This window comes from Pantoea sp. PA1, from assembly GCF_056856975.1.
Window position 1 is genome coordinate 817460 of record NZ_JBXGEE010000001.1, and the last position, 12587, is coordinate 830046.

Here is a 12587-nt window from a genome sequence, read left to right on the forward strand (position 1 = left end):
TTTTCGAATATGTCGGAACATGATCAACCCCTGAATGTCCCCAACGCCCTGCCGCTGGGTTACCGCTTCAATGAGTTTGAGATTAAAGAGGTCATCGGCGGTGGCGGCTTTGGCATCGTCTATCGCGCCTGGGACCACCAGCTGGAACGCGATATCGCCATCAAAGAGTTCATGCCCGCCTCGCTGGCGGTGCGCAGCGATGATCTCAACCTGGTGCTGCGCAGTGAGCGTTTCAGCAAAACCTTTCACGCCGGGCTGAACAGCTTTATCCAGGAGGCGCGGCTGCTGGCCCGCTTCAATCATCCCAACCTGCTGCACGTGCTGCGGTTCTGGGTGCAGAACGACACCGCCTATATGGGCACGGTGTTCTACAGCGGCACCACACTCTCGACCTTCCGCGAACGTAATCCGCAGTCGGTGAATGAGGCCTGGATCCGCCGCCTGCTGCCACCGCTGCTGGGGGCGATTAAAACCATCCATGAAGCGGGCTATCTGCACCGTGACATTTCGCTGGATAACATCCAGATCCAGAGCAGCGGTGAGCCGATCCTGCTGGACTTCGGATCAGCGCGTAAAACCATCGGCAACCTCTCCGATGAGAGCGAGACGATGCTGCGTCCCGGTTATGCGCCGATTGAGCAGTACAGCGACAACGATGAGAGCGAGCAGGGCGCATGGACCGATATCTACGCGCTGGGCGCGGTGCTGCATACGCTGATCACGGGCGCGCCGCCGCCGGTGAGCGTGGTGCGCAGTATCGAAGATAACTACCAGCCGCTGGTGCAGCGTCGTCTGGCGGGGTATTCCTCTGCGCTGCTCAGCGCTGTCGATCGTGCGCTGGCGCTGAAACCGGAAGATCGTCCGCAGAGCATTGATGACTTTGCGGCGCTGATGGCGCTGCCGGAACGTGAACCGGAGCCGCTGCTCAGCGCAAAAATGAGCGGGCCGGGCACCATGCTGGTGCCGATCGAAGAAGAGGAGGCGGTCAGCCCCGACTCGCGGCTGAAAACGCTGCTGGGCCACCGCTTTGCCCTGCCGGGCCTGGTGGCCGCGGGCGTGCTGGTCGGGCTGTGCGCCGGTCTGCTGATGTCGCGTGGTGATGAACAGACCGCCCCGGCGGAGACCGCGCAAAACAGCGCGCCTGCCGTCACCGTCGCGCCGGTTAACCAGCCGGTGGCTGCGCCACCGACGCAGGCTGAGACCCCGCCGGATAGCGTTGCCAGCACCCCGGCTCAGACAACCGCGCCAGCGCAGACCGCCGCACGTGAACCCGATCCTCAACCAGCCCCGCCACCTGCGCCGGTGGCTCAGGTCTACATTCGCCTGCAGCAGGGCGAACGGGTTCAGGTGAACGGTCAGCCGCAGGCGCTGGTGCCTGCGGTCAATGGCTTTGCCACGCTGCAGCTGGCGCCGGGCAACTACACCTTTGCCATCAGTGGCCAGAGCGGCACCCGCCAGCAGACGCTGAACATCAGCGAAGAAGGTGTCTGGTTGCTCGATCCACACAGTTAATAGTCAGGGATTACTTATGTTCTCACGCATTACTGCACAGCTGCCGGCGGACGGCCTGCTGTTCCACACGCTCACGGGCAACGAGACGCTGTCCCGTCCGTTTGTGCTCACCGCTGAGCTGCTCTCCACCGACGCGCGCATCGACCGCCACGCCCTGCTGGGCCAGCCGGTGACGTTCACGCTGCCCACCGACGGCCTGATGAGCGCGCTGAGCCCGCGCTACCTCAACGGTAAAATCACCCGGGTGGCGGTGCGCAGCCAGGAGCTGAACGGCACGCGCTACGCGTGCTATGAACTCACGGTGGAGCCGGACCTGTGGCCGATGAAGCGGGACCGCAACCTGCGCATCTTCCAGAGCCAGACGGTGCCGCAGATAGTGCAGACGCTGCTGAAGGAGTACGGGGTGAGCGTCGAGACGCGGCTGGCGGGCAGCTACCGGGTGTGGGAGTACTGCGTGCAGTATCAGGAGAGCAGCCTGGACTTCATCAGCCGCCTGATGGAGCTGGAGGGGATGTACTACTTCTTCCGCCACGAGGCGGACAAACATACGCTGGTGCTGTGCGACGCGCCGGACCAGCATCAGGCGTTTCCGGGTTATGAGACCATCGCCTATCACGTCACGCAGTCCGGCGGCGTGGTCACGGAAGAGGGCATCAGCCAGTGGTCGCTGGCGGAGAGCGTGACGCCGGGCATCTACAGCACCGACGACTACGACTTCCGCAAGCCGAACGCGTGGATGCTGCAGGCGCGGCAGAACCCGGCGTCGCCGGTGCCGGGCTCGGTGGACGTCTACGACTGGCCGGGGCACTTTGTGGACCACAGCCACGGCGAGTCCTACGCGCGCATCCGTCAGGAGGTATGGCAGGCCGAGCACCACCGCGTCAGCGGGTCGGGCACGGCCACCGGCATCGCGCCGGGATACACCTTCTCGGTCCTCAACGCGCCGCACTTCAGCGACAACGGCGAATACCTGGTGACCTCGGCGAGCTATGACTTCGCCGAGAACCCCTACGCCAGCGGCGACGGCGGGGAGAGCCGGCACAACATTGACTTCACGGTGCTGCCGTCGTCGGTGACGTGGCGCACGCCGCCGGAGACGCCGTGGCCGAAGACGCACGGTCCGCAGACGGCGAAGGTGGTGGGGCCGAAGGGGGAGTCCATCTGGACGGACCGCTACGGGCGGGTGAAGGTGAAGTTTCACTGGGACCGGCTGGCGAAGGGCGACGACACCAGCTCCTGCTGGGTGCGCGTCTCCAGCGCCTGGGCCGGTCAGGGATTTGGCGGGGTGCAGATCCCGCGCGTGAACGACGAAGTGGTGGTGGACTTCATCAACGGTGACCCGGATCGTCCGCTGATCATTGGTCGGGTGTACAACGAGGCGAGCATGCCGCCGTGGGCGCTGCCGGCGGCGGCGACGCAGATGGGGTTCCTGAGCCGGTCGAAGGACGGCACGGCGGACACCGCGAACGCGCTGAGGTTTGAGGACAAGGCGGGTGAGGAACACCTGTGGATTCAGGCGCAGAAGAACATGGATACGCATGTTAAAAATGATGAATCACATAGTGTTCTGAACAACCGGACAGTTTCGGTGGGTGCAAATAATGAGACTCGGGTAGAGGGCGATCATACTCTCGGTACTCAGGGAAACAGCAAGACGCTGACAACCGGCAACCGTACTGAACAGGCTTTTGCTTCTTACACAATTGCAGCCGGAGATACTGTACGGATTGAGTGTGGCCTGAGCGCAATAGAGTTAACTAAAGACGGCGCAATTAATTTCATTGGCAAAAATTTTAATCTTACCGTCGATAATAATGGTGAAATTAACACTAAGGGTGGGGAGTTACATTTAAATCCTGAAGGAGGAAGCGCTGCAACAATTGCACCGGGTAGCGGACATAAAGATAAAATAAAAAATGAAATTGAAAGCTACTTCTCATCATCAGAAAAGAATAAAGGATAAAAATGACCACCTATACTCTTCAGGAAGCATCAATTGAGTTGCCGGACGTATTTAAAGACAGAACAATGAATCTGTTTACACTCAGCGAAAATAATGCGAGTGAATTTACCTTTGTGGTGTCTCGTGCATCTGCTTTCCATGACGATACTGTGCAAAAAGTGGCTGCGAGAATTATAAATGAGATGAGTGTCACTGTTCCCGCTTTTGTAAGCGTGACATCACAACTTGTCCAGATAGATAATCTGCCTGCGGCTGAGCTTTTCTATCATTTTGAAAATGACGGTATTGAGATATGGCAAAAGCAATCCATTGTTTTATTAGATGATGACGTCGGGGGTAAAAAAATAGTCTGCTATATTGGAACGTGCCCTGGAACTTTCAATGATTACTATGACAGGCAATATCAGAATATTATTAGCAGTATAAAATTTAATCCTTTAGATTCTCTTCATGAGCCAGAACCTATAGCCGCTGATGCATCGGGAATTTTCTTTTCTTTTGATAACGATACTAAAGTGCTTACCGCACATGAAACGGTGACATTACTCTATCAGAATGTTGATTTGAAAAGAGCATTGAATGGCAGTTATTTATTCTTTGACTCGGCAGGAAGCCCACTGCGTATCGCCGCATTAAACAATGAAGAGCCCTTACGCTATGCCTTGTGGACAGCACCTAATAGAAAAACAGCATCACTGAGAAATATTCTTGGTATGGTAAAAGGATTGAAAGGACCGGCAGAACTCTCCAGCGAACAACAAATCCTTGCGTTTCTTCAGAGGCAAGGAGATGTATAAATCATGGCTGAATTCAATGCTGCCAGAGAGCAGGACGAGATAGCCCATACGGCTTCTAAAGGCTGGATGATCGCCGGTTTAGTAGGGGGGGCGATATTAGGTGCAGCAGCCGTGGTTGTTACTGGTGGAGCAGCTCTGGTTGCAGTATCAGCGGCAGCAGCCGGTGCCTGTGCTGCCGGGGGCGTGGGTGAAGTGCTTGGAAGCATGTCATGGGCTCCGCGGCATAACACAGGCAAGCTGTTATCCGGATCGCCGAATGTTTTCACTAATAGCAGAGCAGCAATACGGGCACATTTGTCTAAAGGCGACTGCGGTGAGCACAGCGGCTCATCGCAACGTGTTGCTGAAGGTTCAGATAAGGTTTTTATTAACAACTTTCCTGCTGCCCGTATTGGAGACCGTTTGACCTGCAGTGCGGAGATCTCTGGCGGTTCTACCAATGTGTTTATTGGCGGAGGTAAACTTCAGACTGACGATATCAACCCCGAAATCCCTGGCTGGGTAAACTGGGTGATGATGGGAGTCGGTACTGCAGCTGTTGCGGTGCTGGCTTCTCCTGCTATTGCGCTGCTAGGATTAGCAGGCGCAATGGGCGGCGGTTACGCTGGTAGCTGGGTCGGTGGCAGGCTGTTCGGGGAAGACTCTGACGGACAAAAATGGTCTATGCTGGCAGGCAGTTTTGTCGGTGGAGCATTTGGTGGTAAAGGGGGCATGAAGTTTGATGCCTGGCGTGCTGTCAAAACGGGCGAGAACGTTGAGGTTGTACCTGAAGTTGTAGCTGAGCCTGTTGTTCCGAAAATGCCTTTATCTGAGGCTGTTGGAAAGGCCCAGGCGGATGAATGGATTGCAGCAGGACGTGCAAGAGCACTGAGCAATAATGCGGTGAAATCTGCAATGCTAACGGATGATCAAGTGGGAGCTTTATATGGCTATACCACGAATGAGGGTTACACAGCATTAAATCCAGCATTAAGAGGTCAAACTCCATTAACTCCAGAATTAGAAGCCTTTGCCGCACATGCTAAGGATGGCCTTTCTAAGCTCCCTCCTTATAAAGGACCTTCATATCGAGGAATAAATTCCCTCCCTGAAGAAGTACTTGCTAAAAATCAGCCTGGTAACATTGTTTCAGATGGTGCATTTATGAGTACATCCTCCACTGAACCATTTAAAGGTAACATATTGATTAAAGTTAATGGTGCTTCCGGGAGAGACGTAGCATTTTTGTCAGAGTATCCTCTTGAAGCCGAAGTTTTATACCCTCCAGACACACAATTTAAAGTTATCGAAAGAATTGATGATGGCGGGAGCATTACATTGATTTATAAGGAGTTTTTATGATTGATCTTAGGGCTGATGATGATGCGCTTTTCATTTATGCCAGACGTTACGCTCATTTAATACCCCAGGCATCACGGCAGTTGATGAATAGGATGTCTTATGAACAAAAACCTTTACGCGCTAAACCTGAGGACGCTCTCAAGCCAGAATGGGCGAAATCTCTACCTCAGAAAATTACTGATGAACAGGCATTAGATAAATGTCAGGGCGCTTTAATGGGGTTGGCGGTTGGAGACGCTATAGGCACAACGCTAGAATTTATGCCAAGAGATAAAGCTCGCGTTGATGACATGGTTGGCGGGGGACCTTTCTCTCTTAAACCCGGTGAGTGGACTGATGACACTTCGATGGCGCTGTGTCTCGCTGAAACTTATATTGAAAGCAATAAATGTGATATTACATTGTTCCGACAAAAGCTACTCAACTGGTATAAGAATGGGACAAATAGTTCTAACGGCATATGCTTTGATATAGGTAATACAACGCGCTATGCACTTGAGCAGTTTGTCCTTCATGGAGCAACCTGGATGGGGAATACTTCTCCTGAAACTGCAGGGAATGCAGCATTAATTCGCCATGCACCTACTGCTATTTTCAGAAGGAAATCGTTTATTGACGGTTGGCGAGATGCGATACTACAGAGTGAGGCTACACATTGTGCCGCAGAGTCTATAGATAGCTGTCGCTTTTTTAATGTCATGCTTCATTACATCTTAAATGGTTACAGTAAGAGTGAGAGCTTTGCTCCTCATCTTATGGGATCAACATTACGTGTATTGATCATCAATGCCGGTGAATATAAAGAAAAGCATCGTGATCAAATCCGTTCCTCTGGTTATGTCATCGACACCCTTGAGGCAGCATTATGGGCCGTCTGGCATACAGACAATTTTAAAGATGCCATTTTGCTGGCGGCAAATCTTGCTGATGATGCTGACAGCGTGGCAGCAACCGCAGGCCAGCTAGCGGGTGCATTGTATGGACTGTCAGGTATTCCTCAGGAATGGGTTAATAAAATAGTCGATAAAGACAGAATTCTTTCGATGGCAGAAGAGTTGTTTCAGCTTGCACCGGAAGAAAAAGATTGATGATAAAATCCCATATCAGATATGGGATTTTTTTTAACAAAACCTGGCGTTCAAATGAAATTTTTTCTCGCATAGCATAAATGCATCGGATTGAATGTTCAATAATTAGGCTCAATGAAAATTTTTAGCAGCAAAGTGATATGTGATGTGTGTTTTTTGATTAAAGCCATTTAAAAGTCAACCTTCGCCTAAGTTTCCTGTCCGGTATCCAGAATGGATATTAATTACAAAAATTATCCTGTCGATTATGTTAATCAATATTACCCTTTTATGCAGGCACTGGTTTTGAAAGGTGGTTTACTCCCGGAATTTATTTCTTATGACCATAAGATGCTTTAAGTAAATATCATTTAACTTTCACTGACCCACCTCACAATCAGTTCTTTCTGTACAAAAAAGCATGTGTTCACGCATTACTGTAATGCTGCCAGTTGACGGCTTGCTACTCTACGCGTTTAAAGTCAGTGAGGTGCTATATAAACATTTTCTGATAATTGATCTATTTTTAACAGGGATGACAATATCATGGAAAACATAGTATTTTTGTTTTTCTTTTTAGTGACTGCATATTTTATCTGGAGTAGTAAGATTTCCTATGGGAAAAGAACCCTGGTCCGTATAGGGAAAGCTTTTATCGGGGTTTTTATCGCCATTATTGCTTTAGGCTTCGTTCTTAAAGCATTGGCAGCGATAATTCCAGGTTTTACCAGGGACGCGGCGGGGGATTTAATGGAGGAGTTAGGGGTGTCATTACTGTTTGTATGGGGTATGAGGTATATACTTGTTGCATTGTGCAATATGTTTGGCACTATCATGGACTTCCACAAGAAGTATAACGCTGATAATTACAGGAAGTTTTCACCGATAACCAGCAAGCTGGCACCCTGGCTGTTCATTTTTTTAAAAATCATTCTTACTTTTGGCTCTATAGTCATTTATTACGGAATCTGGCTTGCGAATTAGATTAGGAAGGGGGACAGGCTATGATTATCAGTACAGGATATGATTTTCCTCTTACGTCGGGTTTTTCTGACTAACAGATCCAGCAGCGTTTTTCTAACGTCTTTATGGTAAACCATCGGATAAGGCTAGTTTTGCGGATGTATTAACCCTGAAACGCACACTTCCGGTGGCGCCGTGTTCTCACGATGCACTTATCTGAAAGAGTACAACCGGAACAGCATCAGTGGAAACTTAATTCGCCATATGATGCATTGCAACAGTAAAAGACGCTTATCTGACAGGCAGCAATAGCCGCTTAATTCACCGATGCTTGTCAGTCCGGGTAATCACTATGTATTTATCGCATCACCATCCTTCTGCCGGTCGGTAGTCTGCGGTTCTGGAAACTCAGCTGTCGCGAGCAACTTACCGGCGCCATTGAGTTGTTCAGCACCGGCGCGCGTCCTGACCATAAATTCAGAACCCATCCACCTAGCTGACTTGCCCTATCGTCAGTTTTGTCTGTACGGAAAAAAGACTATGTACTCACGCATTACCGCACAGCTGCCGGCGGACGGCCTGCTGTTCCACACGCTGAAGGGCACCGAGGCGCTGTCGCACCCGTTTGTGCTCACCGCCGAGCTGCTCTCCACCGACGCGCGCATCGACCGTCACGCCCTGCTGGGCCAGCCGGTGACGTTCACGCTGCCCACCGACGGCCTGATGAGCGCGCTGAGCCCGCGCTACCTCAACGGTAAAATCACCCGGGTGGCGGTGCGCAGCCAGGAGCTGAGCGGCACGCGCTACGCGTGCTATGAACTGACGGTGGAGCCGGACCTGTGGCCGATGAAGCGGGACCGCAACCTGCGCATCTTCCAGAGCCAGACGGTGCCGCAGATAGTGCAGACGCTGCTGAAGGAGTACGGGGTGAGCGTCGAGACGCGGCTGGCGGGCAGCTACCGGGTGTGGGAGTACTGCGTGCAGTATCAGGAGAGCAGCCTGGACTTCATCAGCCGCCTGATGGAGCTGGAGGGGATGTACTACTTCTTCCGCCACGAGGCGGACAAACACACGCTGGTGCTGTGCGACGCGCCGGACCAGCACCAGGCGTTTCCGGGCTATGAGACCATCGCCTACCACGTCACGCCGTCCGGTGGCGTGGTGACGGAGGAGGGCATCAGCCAGTGGTCGCTGTCGGAGAGCGTGACGCCGGGGATGTACAGCACCGACGACTACGACTTCCGCAAGCCGAACGCGTGGATGCTGCAGGCGCGGCAGAACCCGGCGTCGCCGGTGCCGGGCGCGGTGGACGTCTACGACTGGCCGGGGCACTTTGTGGACCACAGCCACGGCGAGTCCTACGCGCGCATCCGTCAGGAGGTGTGGCAGGCGGAGCACCACCGCGTCAGCGGGTCGGGAACGGCCACCGGCATCGCGCCGGGGTACACCTTCTCGGTCCTCAACGCGCCGCACTTCAGCGACAACGGCGAATACCTGGTGACCTCGGCGAGCTATGACTTCGCCGAGAACCCCTACGCCAGCGGCGACGGCGGGGAGAGCCGGCACAACATTGACTTCACGGTGCTGCCGTCGTCGGTGACGTGGCGCACGCCGCCGGAGACGCCGTGGCCTAAGACCCACGGCCCGCAGACGGCGAAGGTGGTGGGGCCGAAGGGGGAGTCCATCTGGACGGACCGCTACGGGCGGGTGAAGGTGAAGTTTCACTGGGACCGTCTGGCGAAGGGTGACGACACCAGCTCCTGCTGGGTGCGCGTGTCGAGCGCGTGGGCGGGCCAGGGCTTCGGCGGGGTGCAGATCCCGCGCGTGAACGACGAGGTGGTGGTGGACTTCATCAACGGCGACCCGGACCGTCCGCTGATCATTGGTCGGGTGTACAACGAGGCGAGCATGCCGCCGTGGGCGCTGCCGGCGGCGGCGACGCAGATGGGGTTCCTGAGCCGGTCGAAGGACGGCACGGCGGACACCGCGAACGCGCTGAGGTTTGAGGACAAGGCGGGTGAGGAGCACCTCTGGATCCAGGCGCAGAAGAACATGGATACCCATGTTAAAAATGACGCCAGCCATTCAGTCGCTAATAATCACAGCCATTACGCAGGTGGCAATGAGCTTTACCGTGTCGAAACCAACCGTGTCCACGGTGTAAAAGGTGGCGAAGAGCAGCTGACCGGTAAGGGCAAACTCGATGCGGTAGTCGATACCTATGTAGTGGGATCGGGCACTCAACTTCGCCTGGAATGCGGAGAGAGCGCTATCGAACTTAACGCGAATGGCCAGATAAATATCGTCGGCAAGGGATTCAATATTTTCGTGCAGGGCGACGGGCATATCACCACATCCGGCGGCAAACTGAATCTGAACACAGATGGCGCTAAACCGGGCACAAGCGCCCCGGGTTCAGGTCATAAACAGAACATCAGCCAGGCCGTAGAAAACCTTTTCCCGCCGAAGTAGAACGGTGAAAAATGGGCTCATATTACTGGTGGAGATATTACTCAGATGGCTCCACCAGACGCTATGACCAGGAGGTTACCGAATTTTAAGATTATTTCAGGTAAATAAATGAATTTATTTATTAGATTGCTTTTTTTAGGTTTTTTTACATGTGGCTCATCAGGTATTGCTACAGCATCGGATACCCGGGCGTCTTATGCTCAATATAATAGCCTCAGTAGTGTTTCAACTATCTTCAACGATCAGAAAGTTATTTCCAGTTTAAAAACTGTTTTGGGTGATGATTACAGTGACTTCAGCCAGAATTTTGATGTTTTTGGCGAACCCCATAAAACAGTGAATGGTGGGATATTCGTCGAGGGCTGGTTAAAAGATCTTTATCTGGTTCAGGCATCGGCTTTTGTGATACAGCCTGACGGTAAAGTCTATGCTGCATGGATTCTGCCTGAAGATAATAAAACACATTATGTGAGCAATGATCGTACAAATAGCAAAATGCAGGAAGACATTGCGAACTGGGCAAAACGTTTTGGTAAAGAACAGTTAATTATTCCCGATAAAGTCCAAAAAGAACTTCAAAATAGTAGTGAGAAGTTTTTCGAGACCGCAAAGTTCAGAATTAAAATAATGTCGCTCTGTGCTGAGGGTACGGAGTGTAATGATGTTAGTTACGAGGGAGTCAGGAAATCAGATGGGGCAATTGTCAGATTAAAAGGGAAAGCCACGAAAAGTGATTGTGGTCAAGCAACCTGTCCTGTACTGAGTTATAAATTCCGAAATCATGACGCGGTCTATATTATCAACAATGTGATTAGTAATCTTACTGTTGTTGTTAATAATAAGATTGTATTATCTGAAGACGGGAAGTGGGAGAGTAACCCCAAATAAACGTATTATCGCGTAGTGGTTGCTGACTTCTGCACCACTATTCGTGATTTTCATCCATCATTTTTCAGCAAGGCTGGACCCGATCATAGTCAGAATGTGTTGGTCAGTAAATGTGGTCAGGGTACGGTCGTTGACAGTGATAATCAGCACTGGTTAAATTATGATGCGGATGAAAGACATATCTCTTTTCAGCTGGATAGTAAAAATTCAGCCATATTATGATGACGCTCAATTCAAATGACTGAAAGTAACAATGCATGACATTTCATACAGGATAAAATTATATTTTATTATTTTGATATGGATGTTTTATCAGGCATGTCAGGGGGGATATGTTTAAATTTCTATTGTTGATTGCCTTTTTATGTCCTCCGGCACTATTTGCCAATGAGTTCTGCCACATTTTGAGCAACGAAGCTAACAATAGAGGTGTTCGTTTTGACAATACCGATAATGTCTATAAGGTCGGCGGAAAAGGCAGGTTGCACTTTTATTCTGCTCCCAATGAAAAATGTATAGAAAAAGACGTTTTTGTTGTTCCTGGTAATGAGTTATATGCTTATGTTGAATATGGAGAATATTACAGTGTAATGTATGTTTCTGATGACGGGAATCAGGTTGATGGCTGGGTTAAAAAAGACAGGCTGGTTGAAACAAAGTATGGTATTGCACCTGATTATGATGCCCAAAAATAGGCATTGCACTTTTTAACCGAAATGGTAATGAGAGTCACTGCATTATGGATGAAAATTTGTGGTGACATTTACAATCGCGTTGGTATTGAAATGTTCTCAACAGCTGAAATAACAGGGTCAATAATGACCTGCAAAGTAAAGGTTAATTGAATGCTTAAGGCGGGTTTAGCGGTTTTGCTGTCAATCTCCTCATTGCCCTTGTTTGCTTCTGATAGCTTTACCGGTCATTGGAGTGGGCAAGAAAAAAATGATGACGGATCACTCTTTTCTACTTTAACTTTAAAGCTAAAGCAGGATCATAATAATATAACAGGGAGGTATTGTTATGTTACCCGAAACGGTAACAAAATAGATTGCCCTGAAGATGATGCAATGAATGTTCAAGGCATTGCAAATGGAACTAATGCTTTAGTTGATTTTGACTCTTCTTTTGGTGGAGTAAAGGGTAAGGCAAGTTTAGAAATTAAAAATAATAAAATTTTATGGAGGTTAATTAAAGAGCCTGAGAGTGGCGATTTCTACGCTCCAGAAACTTACACGCTCGATAAAGAAGTTAATGATGGAGAGTTAAAGCCGGATGTAAAGGTTTTTTCAACACCTGAATTTACCGTTACGCTATTAAACGGTTGCGGAGATTTTTATACCATATGTGATAAAGTAAAATACTCAGGCCTCAGAAATAAAGATGGAAAGCAAATCACTCTCTCAGGTAAAACCACGCAGTCAGTTAACTCAGACAGGGCTGACGGGATGATTTTCAGTAATGGCAGTGTGGATTATGTTGTGAGATTTAATCCGCTTGCGTTAAAAGTAACACAAGGGGATAAAATACTTTTGGATCAACGTGGTAAATGGGAGTAAAAGTTAAAGGTCTCTTTAATCCCTGCCT

At 50.7% G+C, this 12587-nt stretch carries 10 protein-coding genes; all 10 read left to right on the forward strand.

The genetic code is table 11. The features are described 5' to 3' along the window. Positions 1-9: 9 nt before the first annotated feature. The 10 genes from AC1V0D_RS04135 to AC1V0D_RS04180 all read left to right on the forward strand — a co-directional run bounded on the left by AC1V0D_RS04135 (position 10) and on the right by AC1V0D_RS04180 (position 12559). On the forward strand, positions 10-1512 hold the full coding sequence (locus AC1V0D_RS04135; protein WP_140028383.1) for a serine/threonine protein kinase: 1503 nt from the start codon (positions 10-12) through the stop codon (positions 1510-1512). Positions 1513-1528: 16 nt separating this feature from the next. Then, positions 1529-3475: a type VI secretion system Vgr family protein gene (locus AC1V0D_RS04140; RefSeq protein ID WP_482907010.1), complete on the forward strand. Its 1947-nt coding sequence runs from the start codon at positions 1529-1531 to the stop codon at positions 3473-3475. A 2-nt stretch (positions 3476-3477) separates the two neighbouring features. After that, a complete protein-coding gene (locus AC1V0D_RS04145) occupies positions 3478-4272 on the forward strand; it encodes a DcrB-related protein (RefSeq protein ID WP_482907011.1) in 795 nt (264 codons plus the stop codon). 3 nt (positions 4273-4275) lie between these two features. After that, positions 4276-5613, forward strand: a complete 1338-nt coding sequence (locus AC1V0D_RS04150) for a PAAR domain-containing protein (RefSeq protein ID WP_307745054.1) — start codon at positions 4276-4278, stop codon at positions 5611-5613. After that, entirely contained in the window at positions 5610-6701 is a 1092-nt protein-coding gene (gene tri1, locus AC1V0D_RS04155; protein WP_307745055.1) for an ADP-ribosylarginine hydrolase Tri1, read from the forward strand. The genes AC1V0D_RS04150 and tri1 overlap by 4 nt, the downstream gene beginning before the upstream one ends. 525 nt (positions 6702-7226) lie before the next feature. Continuing rightward, positions 7227-7664, forward strand: a complete 438-nt coding sequence (locus AC1V0D_RS04160) for a hypothetical protein (protein WP_482907012.1) — start codon at positions 7227-7229, stop codon at positions 7662-7664. A gap of 519 nt (positions 7665-8183) precedes the next feature. Beyond that, a complete protein-coding gene (locus tag AC1V0D_RS04165) occupies positions 8184-10115 on the forward strand; it encodes a type VI secretion system Vgr family protein (protein WP_482907013.1) in 1932 nt (643 codons plus the stop codon). Between the two features lie 108 nt (positions 10116-10223). Beyond that, entirely contained in the window at positions 10224-11003 is a 780-nt protein-coding gene (locus AC1V0D_RS04170) for a hypothetical protein (protein ID WP_482907014.1), read from the forward strand. Between the two features lie 332 nt (positions 11004-11335). Continuing rightward, positions 11336-11698, forward strand: a complete 363-nt coding sequence (locus AC1V0D_RS04175) for a hypothetical protein (RefSeq protein WP_140923100.1) — start codon at positions 11336-11338, stop codon at positions 11696-11698. A 150-nt stretch (positions 11699-11848) separates the two neighbouring features. Then, entirely contained in the window at positions 11849-12559 is a 711-nt protein-coding gene (locus AC1V0D_RS04180; protein WP_482907015.1) for a hypothetical protein, read from the forward strand. The last annotated feature ends 28 nt before the right edge of the window (positions 12560-12587 follow it).

What these genes read in the sequence shown, in the direction of transcription:
- AC1V0D_RS04145 (WP_482907011.1), top strand. Translation starts at nt 3,478, where the DNA reads ATGACCACCTATACTCTTCAGGAAGCATCAATTGAGTTGCCGGACGTA.
- AC1V0D_RS04135 (WP_140028383.1), top strand. Translation starts at nt 10, where the DNA reads ATGTCGGAACATGATCAACCCCTGAATGTCCCCAACGCCCTGCCGCTG.
- AC1V0D_RS04165 (WP_482907013.1), top strand. Translation starts at nt 8,184, where the DNA reads ATGTACTCACGCATTACCGCACAGCTGCCGGCGGACGGCCTGCTGTTC.
- AC1V0D_RS04160 (WP_482907012.1), top strand. Translation starts at nt 7,227, where the DNA reads ATGGAAAACATAGTATTTTTGTTTTTCTTTTTAGTGACTGCATATTTT.
- AC1V0D_RS04140 (WP_482907010.1), top strand. Translation starts at nt 1,529, where the DNA reads ATGTTCTCACGCATTACTGCACAGCTGCCGGCGGACGGCCTGCTGTTC.
- AC1V0D_RS04175 (WP_140923100.1), top strand. Translation starts at nt 11,336, where the DNA reads ATGTTTAAATTTCTATTGTTGATTGCCTTTTTATGTCCTCCGGCACTA.
- AC1V0D_RS04150 (WP_307745054.1), top strand. Translation starts at nt 4,276, where the DNA reads ATGGCTGAATTCAATGCTGCCAGAGAGCAGGACGAGATAGCCCATACG.
- tri1 (WP_307745055.1), top strand. Translation starts at nt 5,610, where the DNA reads ATGATTGATCTTAGGGCTGATGATGATGCGCTTTTCATTTATGCCAGA.
- AC1V0D_RS04180 (WP_482907015.1), top strand. Translation starts at nt 11,849, where the DNA reads ATGCTTAAGGCGGGTTTAGCGGTTTTGCTGTCAATCTCCTCATTGCCC.
- AC1V0D_RS04170 (WP_482907014.1), top strand. Translation starts at nt 10,224, where the DNA reads ATGAATTTATTTATTAGATTGCTTTTTTTAGGTTTTTTTACATGTGGC.